General features: G+C 36.0%; 16 protein-coding genes, 1 tRNA gene and 1 pseudogene. 12 read left to right on the top strand and 6 right to left on the bottom strand.

From position 1 onward, the window contains the following. Position 1: 1 nt before the first annotated feature. A complete protein-coding gene (locus NOX90_RS03520) occupies positions 2-367 on the bottom strand; it encodes a transposase (protein WP_375603639.1) in 366 nt (121 codons plus the stop codon). A 37-nt stretch (positions 368-404) separates the two neighbouring features. Continuing rightward, entirely contained in the window at positions 405-836 is a 432-nt protein-coding gene (locus NOX90_RS03515; RefSeq protein ID WP_375604526.1) for a hypothetical protein, read from the bottom strand. Positions 837-1,028: 192 nt separating this feature from the next. On the opposite strand from NOX90_RS03515, the pseudogene NOX90_RS03510 reads away from it, so the two are divergent. Both NOX90_RS03510 and NOX90_RS03505 read left to right on the top strand, forming a co-directional pair. Then, a pseudogene (locus tag NOX90_RS03510) lies at positions 1,029-1,459 on the top strand (class I tRNA ligase family protein); the annotation flags it as partial. 108 nt (positions 1,460-1,567) lie between these two features. Beyond that, the gene (locus NOX90_RS03505) at positions 1,568-1,954 is read left to right on the top strand and encodes a transposase (RefSeq protein WP_375604595.1); all 387 of its coding nucleotides are present in this window, start codon (positions 1,568-1,570) and stop codon (positions 1,952-1,954) included. Between the two features lie 318 nt (positions 1,955-2,272). On the opposite strand, the gene NOX90_RS03500 is transcribed toward NOX90_RS03505, so the two are convergent. Then, positions 2,273-2,947, bottom strand: a complete 675-nt coding sequence (locus tag NOX90_RS03500; protein ID WP_375604525.1) for a septal ring lytic transglycosylase RlpA family protein — start codon at positions 2,945-2,947, stop codon at positions 2,273-2,275. 26 nt (positions 2,948-2,973) lie between these two features. Here NOX90_RS03500 and murC point away from each other — a divergent pair, with 26 nt between their 5' ends. From murC to NOX90_RS03460, 8 genes are all read left to right on the top strand, one after another. Next, positions 2,974-4,398 (top strand): UDP-N-acetylmuramate--L-alanine ligase, encoded by a 1,425-nt coding sequence (gene murC / locus NOX90_RS03495; protein WP_375604524.1) that lies wholly within the window; start codon positions 2,974-2,976, stop codon positions 4,396-4,398. 4 nt (positions 4,399-4,402) lie between these two features. Then, positions 4,403-5,677 (top strand): phosphopyruvate hydratase, encoded by a 1,275-nt coding sequence (gene eno / locus NOX90_RS03490; RefSeq protein WP_375604523.1) that lies wholly within the window; start codon positions 4,403-4,405, stop codon positions 5,675-5,677. Then, entirely contained in the window at positions 5,665-6,687 is a 1,023-nt protein-coding gene (gene cgtA / locus NOX90_RS03485) for an Obg family GTPase CgtA (protein ID WP_375604522.1), read from the top strand. Before eno ends, cgtA begins: the two co-directional genes overlap by 13 nt. A gap of 294 nt (positions 6,688-6,981) precedes the next feature. Then, positions 6,982-8,376, top strand: coding sequence for a class II fumarate hydratase (fumC, locus tag NOX90_RS03480; RefSeq protein ID WP_375604521.1), 1,395 nt, complete (start codon positions 6,982-6,984; stop codon positions 8,374-8,376). 387 nt (positions 8,377-8,763) lie between these two features. Continuing rightward, positions 8,764-8,841 (top strand) — tRNA-Arg (locus tag NOX90_RS03475). An 82-nt stretch (positions 8,842-8,923) separates the two neighbouring features. Further along, complete coding sequence (gene dnaJ / locus NOX90_RS03470) at positions 8,924-10,042, top strand: molecular chaperone DnaJ (RefSeq protein WP_375604520.1); 1,119 nt, start codon at positions 8,924-8,926, stop codon at positions 10,040-10,042. Between the two features lie 192 nt (positions 10,043-10,234). After that, positions 10,235-11,869: a ribonuclease J gene (locus tag NOX90_RS03465; protein WP_375604594.1), complete on the top strand. Its 1,635-nt coding sequence runs from the start codon at positions 10,235-10,237 to the stop codon at positions 11,867-11,869. A gap of 5 nt (positions 11,870-11,874) precedes the next feature. Further along, on the top strand, positions 11,875-13,137 hold the full coding sequence (locus tag NOX90_RS03460) for a protein TolB (protein WP_375604519.1): 1,263 nt from the start codon (positions 11,875-11,877) through the stop codon (positions 13,135-13,137). 280 nt (positions 13,138-13,417) lie between these two features. On the opposite strand, the gene gatC is transcribed toward NOX90_RS03460, so the two are convergent. The 3 genes from gatC to NOX90_RS03445 form a co-directional block, all read right to left on the bottom strand. Continuing rightward, positions 13,418-13,771: an Asp-tRNA(Asn)/Glu-tRNA(Gln) amidotransferase subunit GatC gene (gene gatC, locus NOX90_RS03455; RefSeq protein WP_065094978.1), complete on the bottom strand. Its 354-nt coding sequence runs from the start codon at positions 13,769-13,771 to the stop codon at positions 13,418-13,420. Beyond that, positions 13,761-14,687, bottom strand: a complete 927-nt coding sequence (locus NOX90_RS03450; RefSeq protein ID WP_375604518.1) for a ribose-phosphate diphosphokinase — start codon at positions 14,685-14,687, stop codon at positions 13,761-13,763. The genes gatC and NOX90_RS03450 overlap by 11 nt, the downstream gene beginning before the upstream one ends. A 258-nt stretch (positions 14,688-14,945) precedes the next feature. Next, positions 14,946-18,338 carry a UvrD-helicase domain-containing protein gene (locus NOX90_RS03445; protein ID WP_375604517.1) on the bottom strand — a complete coding sequence of 1,131 codons (3,393 nt, stop codon included), beginning with the start codon at positions 18,336-18,338 and terminating at the stop codon, positions 14,946-14,948. A gap of 81 nt (positions 18,339-18,419) precedes the next feature. On the opposite strand from NOX90_RS03445, the gene NOX90_RS03440 reads away from it, so the two are divergent. Further along, positions 18,420-19,286 carry a 4-(cytidine 5'-diphospho)-2-C-methyl-D-erythritol kinase gene (locus NOX90_RS03440; RefSeq protein WP_375604516.1) on the top strand — a complete coding sequence of 289 codons (867 nt, stop codon included), beginning with the start codon at positions 18,420-18,422 and terminating at the stop codon, positions 19,284-19,286. 3 nt (positions 19,287-19,289) lie between these two features. Further along, positions 19,290-19,646, top strand: coding sequence for an Mth938-like domain-containing protein (locus NOX90_RS03435; RefSeq protein ID WP_375604515.1), 357 nt, complete (start codon positions 19,290-19,292; stop codon positions 19,644-19,646).

Raw genomic sequence — 19,646 nt, 5'->3', positions numbered from 1 at the left:
TTTACTTTCTTGCCAGCATCATATCCTCTGGATCCCCTTTTTGAGTGGTTTTTACTGATTGACTGTCAATTATTCCTACTGATGGAGTTTCATTCTTACCAATTATCTTTCTTAGTTTTTTAACTAGAAAATCATGAATTTCTTGCCATATTCCACTTTTTTTTAAACGCGAATTACAACTATACACGGTTTTCCATGGTGGAAAATTCTTAGGTAGTTGTCTCCATTGACAGCCTGTTCTCATCACATACCTTATTGCATCGATAATCGTTCTGATACTGTGTTTTCTTGGTCTGCCGGTCTTTTTAGGTTCAAAATATTGCTCTATCATCTTCCATTCTTTGTCACTTATATCGCTTGGGTACATTTAAAATATATCTTATAACACACTTCTTAACTCCTTTCTACTTAGTTTGAAGACATGCTCTTAGAGATATTGTAAATATTTCGCTGAGTGCTCTAAGCTCTCTAATGAACTGCACCCCTTCTCCTTCAGGATAAGACATTTCCTCTTTTTTATACTTTTTAAATAATTCTTGATCATAAGATTTTGTAGGGTCAAGCATTATCGCTAGTGCCAATTCTTTTGAGTCTAGTTTAAAAGTATCACTGAAGTTATTTGCGTTAGCATCTTGACCGCCTTCTACAGTGAACCCACAAACCCAAGAAACTTCCTTCATTAAATTATTATACTTCTCAATAGCCTCTTCTAAACAACTCTTAATATTATCTTCATCTAATCCTACTGTTGACAATAGGTCGCATGCTTTTTCCAAATTACCATTTGTTTGGAAGAGTAAATTTTCAATCTTTTCAATAATTTCTTTTTTATTCATAATTAATACCTTCAATAATTTCTTTTATTCATAATTAATACCTCTAAATTAAATTAAAACCAATATATCCACTTTAGAGTCAGTGGCTTTAGAAGTCAATGTTTAACTATGGTAAAGCTATTTGTATACAAAACACTATTGCCTGAAATCACTGGTTGTGCTAACTTAGAGCTTAAAACTTAAGAAATATTTATGTTAAAAGAAAAATACGGCTTTAAAGAAGTTGAAGATAAATGCAACATATTATGGGAAGGTAGTAAAGTTTATAAATGGAATGGTGAAAAGGATAACACTTTCACTATAGACACACCTCCGCCGACAATATCGGGAAAACTCCATATTGGCCATATATTTAGCTATTGCCACACGGACTTTATTGCAAGGTTTCAGCGCATGCTGGGAAAAGATGTGTTTTACCCAATTGGGTTTGATGATAACGGGCTTCCCACTGAAAGATTGGTTGAACAAACCTATAAAACCCGTGCAAAAGAAGTTGGCAGAGAAAATTTATAGAGATGTGCCATGAGGTTATTGAGAAATCAAAGCAAGAATTCAAGGAACTATTTAAGTCTGTTGGAATTAGTTACGATTGGGGTTTCGAATACCACACGATCAGCAAGGAAAATAGTGCAGACAGANACGGCTATGAGCAGACACAATGTAATGTTGAGTATAAAAAGTCANTAGCAGCAAAATACAGCAGCGGAGTTTATTCGGATCACTNNTGCGGTTTGTTAGAAGAAGTTCATACTGTAAAGGTATTATATGCAGATAGAGCATATGACAGGCATAAGCTTTACGAATTATGTAACAAGTTTGGTATAAAGACAAAAGTTCTTCCGAAAAACAACGCAACAGAGCACCAAAAATTGGATTACATGGATGATAGAAATGCTGCTGTTAGACTAATAAAGTCATATGATTGCATAAAAAAGTGGAAAGAAGAAGTAAATTACGGAAAAAGATCGTACATTGAAGGATTTTTCTCAAGATTAAAGCAAATACTCGGATTTAGTTTTAGGAATAAATCTGAGATAAATCGAGAAAAAGAACTANAATGCTATTTGCTCAATAAATTCACTGATATTGGTATGGCTAAATTTGAGATAGTTACATGAATTTACCATAAATCACCATCTCATAAAGTGCGTGCAACAAGGCCATTCCAGCGTCACGCGCTGGAATGACATCATAGGAGGCTGGGATGACACCTTGACAACCGTCATCTTGCTACGTGTTAGCGGGATCTAGAGATACCGCGGCGGTATGACGGTTCGCGGTGGTATGACGTAGGACTGCTGATATTCCGCTACTAGTTAGCACCGCGGTGGTATAGCTATAAATTGTTGATATCTTTTTTATATCACATTTTTAACTTATAATAGTTAGCTAGCGTTTCTGACATTAACCAAATCTTTCAAATTCTGCACTCACCACTACCTATAACTCACTTTCACGCAATATTGATCGTTCTTAAAAAGCAATCTAACATTTTTTATTCCTTGATTGCGAAGCTTTGATGCAGCTGATTTAGCAGCCTGAGCACTTTTAAAAAATGCAACATACCCCTTACTTTCTGCACTGTCTTGTTTTGGGTGACGTTTCTGCATTTCTTTTTCATACTGCTTTCGGTAATGAGGAGTATTTTGTATCAATTGTTCTGACATCTTTCTTAGGTATTGGACTTTTACTTTTGCAAGCCCAGATTTATGAAATCCTAAGACTTGAGCTGCTTTTTCTGATAAGTCTATTATTCTGCCTTCAATAAATGGTCCTCTATCGTTAATTCTTATAACAAGCTTTCTTCCATTTTCTAAATTAGTGACAAGAACAAAGCAGGGTAAGGGCAAAGTCTTATGCGCTGCAGAGATCAAGTGGCGGTTAAACACTTCACCATTTGCTGTAAGCGTGCCATGATCTTCTATTCCATACCACGACGCTATCCCTATCTCTTCGTAGTGTTTACAGTTTTTTGGATAATAAGTTATACCATTTATTGTGTAGCTGCTGCCAATTTTATAATGACCTGCAGTGCAGTTAAATCTGTTGCTAAAACTGCAACTGCTTATCAAAACAAATGTTAGACATAGAAAGGTTAGGTTTTTTATCATTGTATTCGGTAAGAGGGTTCGATACTATGAAGATTTTAAATTACACTATAATAAATTTAGTAATGAGTAAACATCTACTGCTAAATATTAACAAAACTCAAAAAGGAATAATACATATTATTGGTATAGGTGGAATCGGAATGAGTGCCATTGCTGAAATTCTCCATAATTCCAATTACAAAGTTCAAGGCAGTGATGCACAATCAAACAATAATGTGGATAGATTACGAGAGCTGGGTATAGAAGTTCACATTGGTCACAATGCTGATAATATAAGCCAAGCTCAAATAGTCGTACATTCTTCTGCAATAAAATCTGATAATGTGGAGTTAATTGCGGCAAAAAATAACAATAAAATCGTTTTGCATAGATCAGACATACTTACTGAAATTATGAAAGATAGGTGTGTAATAGCGGTTTCAGGTTCAAGCGGAAAGACAACAACAACCGCTATGATTGCTTCCATTTTTGATCATTCTGGCATTGATGCGACTGTAACTGTAGGAGGGATATTAAATTCCTATAAGAGCAACTTCAAACTTGGAGGGAGTGACACTTTTCTGATCGAGGCTGATGAGTCTGATGGAACTATGCTAAAAATCCCTGCAAAGATTGCTGTCATAACAAGTATCAACAATGACCACATAGATTATTACGGCACATTTGATAATATCAAAAATGCATTTTCCCAATTTGTGAATAATGCAGGTTCTGCAGTTTTACCTGATTCTGTAGACATCGATTATGATGCGAGTAATTCTATAACGTTTGGGTTTGAGAATGGTAGCATAAGAGCCAGCAACATCGAACAACATAATAACAGCATGGAATTTGATGTGTTGATTGACAATGACCACAGAATAAAAAACGTGGTACTATCAAACACAATAGGAATGCATAAAGTCAGTAACGCACTAGCTGCAATATCAGTTGCGATAAAGCTCGGGATTAGCAATGCAGAGATTAAAAAAGGCCTTTTGGAATTTCAAGGAGTAGCAAGAAGATTCTCTTTGATTGCCAATATTAAAGGTGTTAAGTTAATTGAGGATTATGCCCATCATCCAAATGAAATATATGCAACTTTAACGGCTGCACGTTCGATTACTAAAGGAAAAGTAATAGGAATTATCGAACCACTTCGTTTTGCTCGCGTTCGTAATTTTTTTGGTGAATTCATAAGGATCTTTATGATGTTTGACTATGTAATCCTTACTCCTATTCATCCCCCAGAAGACAAGCCTATTCCTGGTTGTGGAATTGATGATATACAAAAAGCTTTAATCAGTAATGGATTTAATAACACAAAAATTATGAATGATGCTTTGCTCATTTCACATTTTATTAGTGATTCGACAAGTCCAGGTGATATAGTATTATTTATTGGTGCTGGTAGTAATATAGCTAAATTGGCAAAGGAAACTGCAGCACTTATTGCGGAAGTTAAGGTTTAATGCAATGAATAAGATAATCAACAACGTATTTGCAAGAGAAATTTTAGATAGTAGGGGTTACCCCACTGTTGAGGTGGAAATTGAACTCTGTGATGGAGCAATAGGTAGGGCATCTGTACCTTCTGGAGCTTCAACCGGTAAATTAGAAGCCTTGGAACTCAGGGACCAAAATGAGAAAAGGTATTGTGGTAAAGGAGTGCTGAAAGCTGTTCAAGCTGTAAATGGGATAATAGCAGATGAAATCATTGGAATGAATGCAGCGGATCAAAATGCAATTGATAAAGCATTAATTGAACTAGATGGAACAAAAAATAAATCTAAACTCGGAGCAAATGCAACTTTGGGTGTGTCTCTTGCAGTTGCAAAAGCAGCAGCAAACAGTTTCAAAATGCCGCTATATAGATATTTGGGAGGAGAGCAGACGAGTGTTATGCCGGTTCCACTCATTAACATAATTAATGGTGGAGTACATGCAGACAATAAGCTTGATTTCCAAGAATTCATGATTCTTCCGGTCGGTGCTGAGACTTTCAGTGAAGCAATCAGAATATCTGCGGAGGTGTTCCACAACTTACGTAGCATTCTTAAGAAAAAAGGTTATAGCACAAACGTAGGAGATGAAGGTGGTTTTGCACCGAATATTGAAAGTACTGAAGAAGCACTTGATTTGATCATATACGCTATAGAATCTGCCGGTTATTCAGCGCAAAGTGATTTTGCACTAGGCCTTGATGTTGCTTCATCTACTTTTTATGAAGATGGAATTTACAAATTTGAAAACAAAGAGCTTACTTCAAAAGAATTGACTGAATATTATTGTAATCTTGTGGAAAGATATCCAATAATTTCTATAGAAGATGCAATGAGTGAAGACGATTACGAAGGTTGGAAATTACTTACTGCAAAATTGGGGAGTAAAATTCAATTGATTGGGGATGATTTATTTGTTACAAATTGTGAACTAATAGGCAAAGGAATAGAAGAAAAAATGGCAAATGCTGTACTGATCAAGCCAAATCAAATAGGGACGTTAACAGAAACTTTTTCTGCTATTGAAATGGCAAAATCAAACAACTACAAAGCTGTTATTTCTCACCGCTCAGGTGAAACAGAAGACACAACAATATCTCATATAGCAGTTGCATCAAATTGCGGGCAAATAAAAACCGGGTCGCTATCGCGTTCTGATAGACTCGCGAAGTATAACGAGCTAATCAGAATAGAAAGCGCATTAGGAAAAGATGCTAAATATTATCGTGGGTTAGCATGGGTTTTATAGACGAAGTAAAATTGTGTTTAAAAGCCGGTGACGGTGGTGATGGCTGTGCAAGTTTTCGTCGAGAAAAGTTCGTTGAATTTGGTGGTCCAAATGGTGGTAATGGAGGAAAGGGTGGAAACATAGTTTTCATCAGCGACGCTAATCTCAACACTTTGCTTCATTTTCGTTATAGAAGACACATTAAAGCAGATAATGGGAAAAATGGTGCAGGCAGGGATAGATCTGGCACAGCAGGGAAAGACGTTATACTTCGAGTTCCAGTCGGTGCACAAATAATTGATGAAGAAAGTGAAGAGATAATAGTAGACCTTGACAAGCCTGGTATGGAATTTCAAGTAGCACAGGGTGGAAAAGGTGGACTTGGAAATACTAATTTTAAATCTTCTACTAATAAGGCACCAAGACATTTTACTTACGGTCAGCCTGGCGAAGAAAAACATGTATTATTAAAACTAAAAGTTTTATCAGATGTTGGAATTATTGGCATGCCAAACGCAGGTAAATCAAAATTTTTGACTCGCTGCTCAAATTCCGATACAAAAGTAGGCGATTATCCATTTACCACCGTAAGACCTCATTTAGGCGTGGCAAAAGTGGATGATAGCGAAGTTGTAATAGCAGATATTCCTGGAATAATCACCGATGCTCACCTTGGAGTTGGACTCGGACATAAATTTTTAAAGCACATAGAAAGGTGTAAAATTTTACTTCATTTAATTGATGTAACTCACGATGATGTGATAGCAGCTTATAATTGTACACATAATGAGCTGGAGCTTTACGATAGCGATCTTGTTAAAAAAGAAGAAATTTTAGTACTAAACAAATGCGACTTATTGAGGGAAGCAGAAATTCTGGAAAAGAAGAATCACTTAGCTAATTACCTTAATAAAGAAGTGCTGTGCTTATCAATTAATGATGATTTACAGCCCATTTTGAGATTATTAAGTAAAAAATTGAAAAAGAGTAATCCTAAAGAAATCGATGTATATGATCCTTTTAAGATGTGAATTTCATTTATTTTATCATGTAACTAGAATATATTTGTACGAACATTGTTTTTGAAGGTGATTTGCTCAGTAAATGGTCAGCGCGTGACGCACAACTGTACGAACATTTGTTTTTGTTAAACACAACAAATCCCAGTGTCAGCTACTTGCATCTACCACACAAGTTACCTGAAAATTGCAATGTTCGTACACTTGACTACTTGGATCTAGTATGATTTAATTAACCAAGAAATTGAGATGTTCATATGGCAAAATTATGTGGTGAACTAGTTTGCATAACACCAGGAGGAAAATATGGATAGAAAGACGAGAATAGAATCAGATAGCTTAGGAGAAGTAAAAGTACCAAGTGAACATTACTGGGGAGCGCAGACTCAGCGTTCTTTAGAAAATTTTAAGATTGGCACAGAAAAAATGCCAGAGCCTCTGATTAAAGCATTAGCAATAGTAAAACTTGCAGCAGCGCGTGTTAATATGAAACATGGTGGTATAGATGATAGGGTAGGGGACGCAATTTGCACAGCCGCGAGGGAAGTAATAGATGGCAAATTTAATAATGAATTTCCGCTTGTTGTTTGGCAAACCGGATCCGGAACGCAGACTAATATGAATATGAATGAAGTGATCAGCAATCGTGCAATAGAGATTTTAGGTGGTAATTTGGGTAGTAAATCTCCGATACATCCAAATGATCATGTGAATTATGGTCAGTCGTCAAATGACACCTTTCCAACAGCAATGCATATAGCAGCAGCAGAGCAAATAAACTGCTTGCTTATTCCAAATCTTGAAAAATTGCATAAGGTGCTGGATAATAAGGTTCAGGAATTTAAAGATATAATAAAAGTAGGACGTACTCACTTACAAGATGCAACGCCCCTAACACTAGGACAGGAGTTTTCTGGCTATGCAGCCCAGATTAAAAAGGGGATAGAGAGAGTAAAATCAACTTTAAGTGATATATACGAGCTTGCACAAGGTGGCACTGCGGTTGGCACGGGACTCAATACTAAAAAGGGTTTTGCTGAAGATTTTGCTAGAGAAGTTGCAAAAATCACTAATCTTCCATTTACTTCAGCAGGTAATAAATTTGAAGCGCTAGCAGCAAATGATGCTTTAGTTGAGCTCAGTGGAACACTCAATACAGTAGCAGTCAGTTTAATGAAAATTGCAAATGATATAAGGCTGCTTGGTTCTGGTCCAAGATGCGGAATTGGGGAAATAATGTTACCGGAAAATGAGCCTGGTTCTTCAATTATGCCAGGTAAAGTGAATCCAACTCAGTGTGAAGCGGTGACTATGGTATGCACTCAAGTTATGGGAAATCATGTTGCTGTAACAATTGGTGGCTCAAGTGGTCATTTTGAACTGAACGTATTTAAGCCAGTGATAATTTACAATGTTTTGCAGTCTATAAGACTTTTAGCTGACGCAAGTTTAAATTTTGCAGAAAAATGTGTAATTGGTATTAAGGCAAATGAAGAGAGGATAAAAGATTTACTGAACCAGTCGTTGATGTTGGTCACTATATTAAATACGCATATAGGGTACGACAATGCAGCAAAAATAGCAAAGCTTGCTTATAAAGAAAATATCACTTTAAAAGAAGCAGCAGCAAAACTTCAACTGCTCACTGAGGAGGAGTTTGAAAGGATAGTGAAACCAGAGAAAATGGTGAATTATTTGTAACCGCTCACAGATTTCCACGCAATCTCATCAAAGACGTTTTTTTAGCATAAGACAGCTGCTTTCTATGCTTACCAGCTCAGTTATACTTATTTACAATCAAAATGTCTGGATTCTAGTGTCTGGGCACTACCTTTGTGTTTTAGGCAAAACTGACTATAACATTTCTTCGCAAACAAATGTTCGTACAGTTATGCGTCACGAGCTGACCATTTGTTGTACTTAACAAAAGCAAATGTTCGTATAGGTGTGGGCTTGACCATAAAATGATTCTTAAGAAAGCAAATGCAATTTTTTGCAGGTTTCACGCATGATAAAAATTAACAGTTTTATTTTTAGCCAAATTAATTGAATCAAGCTACAAAACCTGCTAAAGTTAACTTTGTGAAAGCACCCTTAGCTCAGTTGGATTAGAGCATTTGACTACGGATCAAAAGGTCGGGCGTTCAAGTCGCTCAGGGTGCACCACATTTTATAGGAAACAGAAGTCACACTTGAAATTAATATATGCAATACCTATCTTTAAAGGTTAAACATTAAACTATTATATATGAGCAAAAAAGACTACTATGATCTGCTGGAGGTAGGAAGAAATGCCAGTATTGATGAGATAAAAAAAGCGTATAAAAAATTAGCGTTAAAATATCATCCTGATAGAAATCCTGGCAATAAAGAAGCAGAGGAAAAATTTAAAGAAGTAACAGCTGCATATGAAGTTCTGTCTGACTCTGAGAAAAGGGCAGGCTATGACCGTTATGGCCATGAAGGTGCTTCTGGTGGGTTTCAAGGCTTTAGCTCTGCAGGAGATTTTAGCGACATATTCAATGACTTCTTTGGTGGAGGATTCGGTGGTGATGCAAGTAGATCGAGAGCAAAAAGGAGTACAACAGGAGTATCTGGAGCAGACCTACGTTATGATCTTGAAATTACCTTGGAAGATGCATTTAAAGGAATACAAGCGCCTATACATTATGTGACAAATGTAAAATGTGATACATGCCAAGGCACAGGTGGCGAAGGAGCAATTAAACCAGTTCAGTGCCACACATGCCAGGGAAGCGGTAGGGTTAGAACTCAACAAGGCTTTTTTACCATCGAAAGAACATGTACTACATGCTATGGGGAAGGAGAAATAATACGAAATAAATGTAAGAAATGTGGTGGAAGTGGACGTAGAAGAGATGAAGTAAATATATCCGTTTCAATTCCAAAAGGCATAGAAGAAGGAGCTAAGGTAAGGGTAAGTGGTAAAGGAGAAGCTGGAGCAAGAGGTGGAAAAAGTGGAGATTTATACGTATACGTGAAAATAGCTCCCCATAAAATCTTTACTCGAAATAAGGCAGATTTACACTGTAAAGTGCCTATAAGGATGACATTAGCAGTGCTTGGTGGTGAAATCAATGTACAATCAATTGATGGAGCTAAAATAAAAGTAAAAGTTCCAGAGAGCACTCAAACTGGTACCAAGTTACGTTGTAAGGAGAAGGGTATGCCATATATGAACTCATATGCTCGTGGTGATTTGTATGTACAGGTAATAGTTGAGACTTTAAATCCAAAAAATTTAACTAAAAAGCAAATTGAACTATTAAAAGCGCTTGAAGAAGAGGAAAATGCAAATGTACAACAGCAATCTGAAGGGTTTTTTAGTAAAGTAAAAAAAAAATAAGAAATCTGCTAAATGACATGAAGGGGTAACTGTTTATACTTAATCCTGCAATTCTTTGATCTTATTAATGGAAAACTTAACAATAATTAGCCAACAGAAACTTCTCAGTTCCTTAAAATTATATAAAAGCAATAAATTTCTTTATTTAAGACCGAAGTTTTGCTATTCTCGAGTTTTAATAATTTAAAATTAATGAACATAAACAAAAATGAGTTTTTATTTCTTCCGCTTGGGGGAGTAGGAAGAATCGGGATGAACGTTAGCCTATATCATTACCAAGGCAAGTGGATTATGATCGACCTTGGTATCGGTTTTGCAGATGAAACTATGCCAGGTATTGAGCTGCTCATTGCTGATGTGGATTTTATTGCTCAAAGAAAAAAAGATTTGCTTGGAATAATAATTACACATGCACATGAAGACCACTGCGGTGCAGTGCCCCACTTGTGGGAAGAATTGCAGTGCCCCATATATACAACAAAGTTTACGGTTAATTTTCTCAAGGAGAAACTAAAGGAGTTTCGATTGGAAGGTGTGGTACCTGTGAAAGAGGTAGACATAAATGGCAGCATAAATTTGGGTCCTTTTACCGTTGAGTTTATAAATGTAACTCATTCAATTCCTGAGGCAAATTCAATATTAATTAGCACTGAAATGGGTAGTGCACTTCATACTGGAGACTGGAAATTTGATCCAAAACCTGTTGTTGGATTAACTTCCAATATGGAGCGTTTAAAAGAAATTGGCGATAAAGGTAATCTGCTTGCAGCAATTTGCGATTCAACCAATATATTAAGCAAGCACCACCCTGAGTCAGAAGGTGAAATTTATAATAACATTTATAACATAATAAAGCGGTCTAAAAAATTAGTTGCTGTATCGCTATTTGCTTCAAATGTGGCACGAATTGAAACGATAAGCCAAGCTGCGAAAGCACTAAATAGAAAAGTGGTTTTACTTGGTAGATCTTTATGGAGAATAGTGAAAGTTGCTCAAGATAGTGGTTATTTAACTGATTCTCCTCAGTTTCTTGAAGCAAAGGAAGCAGTAAATTTTCCAAGGGAAAAACTGGTGCTACTTTGCACAGGTTGTCAAGGTGAGCCACTGGCAGCTACCGCAAGATTTGCTGCTAAGAGTCATCAAGCATTTAAAATGCAGCAAGGTGATACCATGATCTTTTCGTCAAAAATCATTCCTGGAAATGAAACTCGTGCGCACAACATGCTCAATGCCTTTATTGAGATGGGGGTAGAAGTTGTTACTGAAAAAACAGAGCATGTTCATGCTTCTGGGCATCCAACAAGAGAAGAGTTAAAGGAAATGTATTCTTTAATAAAACCGAAGATGTCTATTCCAGTTCACGGCGAATATATTCACACGCATGCACATGTAAGATTTGCTAAAGAGTGCGGTGTGGCAAAAGCAATAATGATTGCACCAGGTGATATCGTTAATTTGGAGAATGGAGAAAAAGTTAATTCAATCGATGTTGACTACTTTGGTATTGATGGTATGTTGCTACGTCATCCGGAGTGCAGTGTTATAAAAATGCGTAAGAAAATGAGAGATGCTGGAGCTATTGTAGTGACAGCAGTTGTAAACAAGAAAAATAAATTGCTTGCTAAGCCAAAAGTATTTGCACCAGGTGTTTTCGAAGCGCAAGAAGATGCAGTCATTGTGCAAAGGATCATAGAGAAGGTTGAGTCAGCGTTTAGTTTACAGCCAACAAAAAAAATAAGAAATAAGATTGAGAGTTCAATATTTAGTATCTTAAAGGAATATTTACTAAAAAGGCCTATAATTGAAGTCCAGATAGAACAGGTATGAAATGAATGAAGTTATTCGTTCAGCTGGTGTTATTTATTTCGTTATTTATTCCTTATTTTACAAAAGCTGCTTTATATGTTGATATAAAAAAAAGCAGTGTTGGTAACATCAGTCTTGTTGTATCTAAATGTACATGTAAAACAGCGCTGGAAAGCGAATTAAGCGAAAATATTGCAAAGGTAATTGGAACAAATTTATCTAATTGTGGCTTATTTAATGTAAAACGTGGCGTAGAAACTGAATCTAAATCTTGGAAAAGCGATACTGTAGTCACAGTAAGTTTAAGTGAAATATCTGGTAGTGCATTAGAGCTATCATTTCGTTTATTTGACACTTTTACAAAAAGAGAATTACTTACTCAGTCAGTTGTTTTTCCAGCAAAAGACTGGAGAAAAATTGGTCACCTCGTTTCGGATGTGATACATGATAGATTGATTGGTGAGAAAGGGCACTTCAACACAAAAATCACGTATATTGCTGAAGAAAAAGATAGCAATTATAAATCCGTACGTAAAATTGCTGTGATGAATCAAGATGGGAGTAATATAAAATACTTAACAAATGGCGATAGATTTGTGTCAACACCGAGATTTGCGCCGAATGGGGAGAATATTGTTTATATCTCATACGCAAATGGTAAAAGTTATATAATATTAAAAAATTTAAAAGATAACACTGAATCAATAATCAGCACATTTGAAGGAGTTATTTCTGCTCCTAGATTTTCTCCTGATGGTAAATCTCTTTTAATTTCCCACTCATTGGGTGGTGAAACGAATATATTATCTTTAGATTTAAACAGTAAACGGACAAAAAAAATTACTAAAGGTTCAGCTATAAGCACTTCTCCCTCTTTTTCTCCAGATCAAAAGTACATGGTTTTTAGTTCTGACATAAGTGGAAGTCAGCAACTATATATCATCGATTTCACTACAAAAAGCAAAAAACCTAAGAGAATTAGTTTTGGAAGTGGAAGATATGCTACGCCTGTTTGGTCGCCAAAAGGAGATCTGATAGCTTTTACAAAGATTCAGTCGGAAAAATTTTACATAGGAGTTATGAAGCCAGATGGCAAAGAAGAACGTCTGCTTTCAGAGGGGCATAAAATTGAATCCCCGGCATGGCTACCAAATGGTAGAGAAATCATTTTTACAAGAACAGAATCACCAAGCAACTCTAAACTATATTTAGTAGACTTAGTAAAGAAAAATCAAAAAATGGTTTCCACTCCCACAAATGCTTCTTTACCGGATTGGTCTTATTTTTGAAAGTAGATTTATTGTATCTGTTCAGATGCATGGCTAATGCTGAAACAAAAATTCCAGTGCTCCCTTTCTTGTCATCCCAGTCTGGGATCCAGATTGGGCACTAAGTTGGTAAACACGAAAGCGCTCTACAACGTTTTTGATGGAACTGTGCAAAAGCCAGTGTCAAGCACTGGAATGACACCCATTTGTTCCTATAGTTGTCTTTTCTCGTCTACCTTATTTTGCCACTCTGCTGAACAGATACGATCTATTATAGGTTTGATATAAGCCTTGTTTTACCTTAATCGTTTATAACCTTTGGCACTACGAAATACCCATGCTCAGGTTTTGTATTGGACAATATCTCTTCTTTAATGTTTTGAGAATTTATAACATCATCGCGTACATGAATGTCCTTGTCTATACTGCCATAACGCATAGGAGAAACACCTTCAGTATTAACTTGCAATAAAGTATCATGTATCCAATCCAGCATTGTCAGTTCTTTGGAGTAGTGATCAATCTCGTCATTTGATAACTTAATCCTTACAAGCTGTGCAATTTTAAGCATTTCTTCCTTGGTAATTGTTATTTTTCTCTTATTTGCAAATTCTATTAGTGAAGTAATAACGTCTTCTGTTGACTTAGCTGGCATTTCTACCTCCTTGGATGAAGTGAGTTAAAATATTTACAACCGAAACAACTTCTATTTTACCAGTTTTTTCAAGTTTGTGAAGTATGGTATCCGTAATCACTAATTTATCTAAAGAAGAGGAAGAAATTTTTTCAACTGCACTTCCTGAAAGCACGCCATGTGTGATGCATGAAATTACGGACTTTGCTCCGCAATTTTTTAAAGCAAGGGCTGCATTACACAATGTTCCACCAGAATCAACTATATCATCAACAATGACACAATTTTTATTCGCAACTTCTCCTATTATGTTCATTACTTGAGATGTGCCTGCTTTCTCCCTATATTTATCTACTACAATAATCTTATCACTCAGCTCCATCTTGTACTTTTCCTCTAAAGCCCTCGCAAAAGCACGTGCTCTGCCGATTGCTCCAACATCAGGTGCAACAATTGCCAAATTTTCCGTGTGTATACAGTCAACAAATGCTTCAAAACAGTTCAAATTAGTTATCGGTACATCAAAGAATCCTTCAATTTGATTTGAGTGCAAATCAATAACTGCGACACTACTTGCACCTGCAGTTTGAATAAGATTTGCAACTAATTTGGCACTTAAAGCAGATTGCATATTATTGTTTTTGATAATTCTATCTTGCCTGCTATATCCATAATAAGGAATAATTGCCGTTATTCTTTTTGCTCCTGACCTATTTACTGCATCAATTATAAGCAGAAGCTCCATAAGGTTATCATTCACAGGGGGAGAAAGAGATTGTACTATGTATACTTCTTGATTATATAGATCATTTGCTACTTCTACATTGACCTCACCATCAGCAAACTTTGATATCCAAGCAGAGGATGGTTGAACATCTAGCTGGTTAACTACTGATTCCCCTAATCCTTCACTAGCACTACCTATTATTATCTTCATAATATACTAATTGAGTTTTTAAGATTATACAGAAATTGTAAAATAATTGAAATGTAAGTTTCTTTATCTGTATCTGTTCAGCAGAGTGGCAAAATAAGGTAGACGAGAAAAGACAACTATAGGAACAAATGGGTGTCAAGCACTGGGATGACATTATAGAGGCACTGGGATGACAAATTTGTCGTTTTTTAAATTGTTGCTAAACCAGAATTACTTTAGCTATAGATTCTTTTACCGCACTCTTGCAATCAAGTTTCATCAAAAGTCAGATTGCAGAGTTAAATCTTCCACCCAAATGACCATGAACTCTACCTGCTTGTTTGGAGATATTTCTTGTACTAAGGTTTTATAGGTCAACATTTGCTTTTTTATTTCATTTAATGAGGAAACAGAAACGTTACGGTGTGATTTGTAGTCAATTATGATTGCTTTGTCTTGCGTTATGCATAGCCTATCTAGTCGTACTAATACTGACTTGCCATCAATTATTCCACTCAGTGTAATTTCTGACTTACCTTCCAAATCAAACAAATAGCCATATTTTTCATTAAAAGCTAATATTTTACTATAAATTTCATCCTTATCTTCACTGGTGTTTATATTGTCAAGATATTTTCTGACCCAATTTTTTCTCCTTTCTTTTTCTATCTTGGGCATATACTGCAATATGCTGTGAATGATCAGGCCTCTTGCATAACCATCTGTCATCCCAGTGCCCCTTTTATTGTCATCCAAGTAGCCAGACACTGGCTTTTTTTCTCCAGGTTCCAGCGTCACGTGCTGAAATGACATCGAAGAGTGAGTAGCTGATGCTGGCTTTTCTTCTTTTTCCAGTGTCAAGCACTGGAATGACATTGATAGGTTTGGCGGAAGCGAAATCACTGGAACGTCAAAATAATCACGTTTTTTATAAATGTAAGGGTAGTTTGCGTTCACACATAGCACTTCAACTTTTTCTTTAAATATTGGCTGTAAGTATGCTTGTTTCTTTTCATATGGTTCTCCATACTGAGTGATTAGATCATACCAAGAGCCCTTTTGCACTGGCTCTTTACTTAAGATGTATAACTCATCTTCAGCACGTGTGAGTGCTACGTATAATAAACGCAAATATTCATTATAATCCTCTAGTTTTTTCTCTCTTTTTACTTGATCACAATAAGCGTTGTTGTTTTTTCCACACCAAAATGGCACTTCTGTTCCATCAAAGATAATGCTTTCACTGTTTCTTGGCACTGTGTTTGTATCAACCAAAAATACTATGGGAGCTTGCAGACCTTTTGATTTATGAATTGTCATTATTCGCACAGCATTGCGTTCTGATTGCATATCATTCTTAATCTCCGGGTTATTCTCCTTGATCCACTGAACAAATGCTTGAAGAGATGGGTTTTCAAATTGCAACACAAGGTTCATAAATTCGTCTAGAACCTCGAAGCACTCAAGACCTAGCCTTGCAGCAAATTTCTTCTTACCTGTGCGCAATATATGCGTGAATAATGCAAGAGGGGATTCTGTGCGAGATAAGTTAATGAGATAGTTTAATTCACTATAGATAACCCCATGATAATCTTGAAGTCTTTCCCATAGTGAATGCTCTTTACGGTCATATGCAATGTTAAATAAATCATCCTCAGTGAAATTAAATAGCGGTGATTTTAAAGCATTTGCAAGAGCTAAATCATTTGCCGGAAGGAGTAAAAACTCAGCCAAAGCTATTAAGTCCTGCACAGCTATATAGTCCATAATCCTAAAATAGTCCCGTCCTACAACTGGCACGTTTGCTTTTTTAAGTTCGCTTATTATGTAATCAACTAAGACGTTTCGTTGCCGTACCAAAATCATAATGTCTCTTGGTTCTATATGGCGATCTTTAGCGACTAAAATCCGCCCTTCGTTTAACCAATTGTGAATTCTGTTGGCTATTGTTTGAGCAAGTAATCGGTCTGTTATTATATAATTTTCCCTGCATGTCAGAGGAATTTGTAAAGCTTGCTGTTCTTTCTCTTTACACTTTGGTAACGCTGGCCAAATTTCAATATACCCTTGGTCATTTTCTCTATGTAGAACATGTTTTATTTCATTATCAACAAAAGATATTTCTGCGCGGAAGTTATTAAATATTCTATCTACAAGCATCAAAACTTCTGGAGTTGAGCGGAATGACTTTTCAAGTTGGCATGATATCCAATCTCTACCACCAGTTTTCGTATGAAAGTATTGTTGCATATAGTTAAATAGATGGGGATTTGCTCCTTGAAATCTGTATATGGATTGTTTCACGTCACCAACTACAAATAAGGTTCGCTTTTCATCATTACCGGCAAAAAATTCATCGCAGAGATTTGTTATAATTTTCCACTGGCTGATGCTATTGTCTTGCGCCTCATCAACAAGAATGTGATCTATTTTTTGATCTAAGTTAAACAATATCCAATCTTTATGATCTGGGTCGCTGAGAAGATTTGTTGCTAAATCAATTATATCATTGTAGTCAAGCAGTGCATTTTTTGATTTTTCGCTACTATATAGATCAACATATACTTTAAATATACTGAATAAACTACTGGTTCTCTTGAATATTTGATAAGAGTTTATGTCTTTTATATGAGTAAACACTACATTCTGAACGCTCTCTATTATTTGCTCTGCATCTTTGAATTTCTCCAAAATACTTTTTGTTGCAATGGATGATATGCTCTTTTTTTCGTGCGATTCTGATTTGAGAAATACCTTGGCTAGGTTCTCTATTCTGGTATCTTTCCGCTCCATTCCGGTGTCATCCGAGTAGCTGACACTGGTTCTTTTTTTCTGGATTCCAGCGTCACGCGCTGGAATGACAGCAGAATAAAGCATTGCACTATAACTCTGATCTCTTTTACTGCCTTCACTTAATATCTCTGCTAATCTTTTTATGTACTCAGTTGTTTCACTCTGTAAGTCATGAATTCCATCTGGAGCATTGAGTTTATCTTTGATATATTCCAAGCTATTAGATATCACGCACGTATTTTCTTCATAGATCCCAGTGTCAGCTACTTGGATGACAGAAAGTGCTCTTTTTATACATAAAGTATAAAGCAAATCGCGTAGTTTATTTTCATCAATTTCAGTTGCAATAGAGTTTATATCATCCTGCACAGTTTCGTTATGAAGCACTTTATTGAATATGATGGGATGTAATTCTTTGCATTCGCTCAGCGTGCAATTTGGGGCGATGCCAGCTTCTATAGGAAAGCTGGAAATTAATTTGTAACAGAAAGCGTGTATGGTTTGTATAGTTAAACCAAGATTTTCCAGTTCAGAGAAAAGCCTTCTTGCTCTTGCTAAATAACGATCAAGTGCTTCATTTTTTCTGGATCCCAGTGTCACGCACTGGGATGACAAGTAGGGGTACATCGGAAAGAAATCTAGTTGTTCCAGATCCATTATTAATTCACTGCCTGAACATATTGCCCACCTACTAAGTGTACTGTGAATGCGGTTCTCCATCTCATTTGCTGCAGCATTGGTAAACGTTAAGCAAAGAATATTTCTTTTGTTTTCTAATAAAAGTCTCAATACTCTGTCTATTAAGATTTTTGTTTTGCCTGTACCAGCGGACGCATTTACCCATACAGAGAAATTAGGATTTATGGCATTTGATCTCATCAGAAGTGCGAAAACCTTATAAAAGTTGACTAGAATAGCATTATACATATAATGTAAAAATAATCTTAGTGAAGATATATAATGAAAAGTTTTTGTGTAAAGGCGCCTGCAAAAATCAATCTTTTTTTGCATGTTGTAGACAAAAAAGAAACAGGGTATCACTTGATTGAAGGTTTATTTGTCTTTGCTAATCTCTCTAATTTTTTGGAAATAAAAGTAGGTGAGAAGGATTCTAGGTACGATAACTCTACAGTTGAATTTATAAACTCCGAGTCTAAAATAAATAACCAGTATAACACTGTAATGAAAGCGGTTAATCTGCTGCTTAGACATGCTCCTATACGCACTAAAGTCACTGTAAAGGTTGTAAAAAATATACCAATTGCTGCAGGACTGGGTAGCGGGTCCTCAGATGCTGGAGCTGTGATACGCACGCTAGGGAAGCTGTGGGAGGTTGATAGGACGATTTTAAATGAAATAGCCCTAAGCGTTGGCGCTGATGTTCCAGCAAGCGTAGATAGTAAGCCTGTTTTTGTTAGAGGTATTGGTGAAGAATTGTGCCACATTAAAAAGTTCTCTTTACCCACGAATGTGGTGCTTGTGAAACCGAAAAAAAAGTTTTTGAGTACACCAGAGGTATTTTCCAAACATGAAGGAAAATTTTCTGAGCCAATTAAATGGAGCGATGACGCTGAAAAGGATTTGTTGAAGCTTCTTAAAGAGATGAGAAACGATCTTCAAGAAATAGCAATAAGCCTTGTTCCTGAAATTAAGGATGTGATATCAATACTTGAGTCACAAGAAGGCTCTATACTTTCTCGCATGTCGGGCAGTGGTGTATCATGCTTTGGAATATTCGATAATGAGGAAAATGCAAAAGCTGCTGCAGTTAATATCGGAAAAAAGCAACCAGAATGGTGGGTATGCAACACTCAATTAATAGTTTGACTTATGGATATAACTCCTTTAATTCTCAAGGATAAAAATCTTATAAATGGTTATAGGGAAGGAAAATTTTTAGTGAATAATAGAGAATATTGCGGCTCAATTATAATTTTTCCTGAAAAGGTGATTAAATTGAAAGAAAGTGATATAAATAATTTTAAATCTTTTTTAACAGAGGAAATAGAAATTTTGTTAATAGGTACTGGTAAAACACGCAATATACTAAGTTCTTCAGTGAAGTCCTATCTTATGGAACAAAAAGGTTTAAATTTTGAATTTATGACAACCAGTGCAGCATGCAGAACCCATAACGTTTTAATATCCGAAGATAGATTTGTTGTCAGTTATCTAATAGCCATATAG

The organism is Wolbachia endosymbiont of Anurida maritima (genome assembly GCF_042182995.1).
In the GTDB taxonomy this organism is placed as follows: domain Bacteria; phylum Pseudomonadota; class Alphaproteobacteria; order Rickettsiales; family Anaplasmataceae; genus Wolbachia.
The sequence above is the reverse complement of the archived record's forward strand: the minus strand, read 5'-3'. Positions and strand labels throughout refer to the sequence as shown.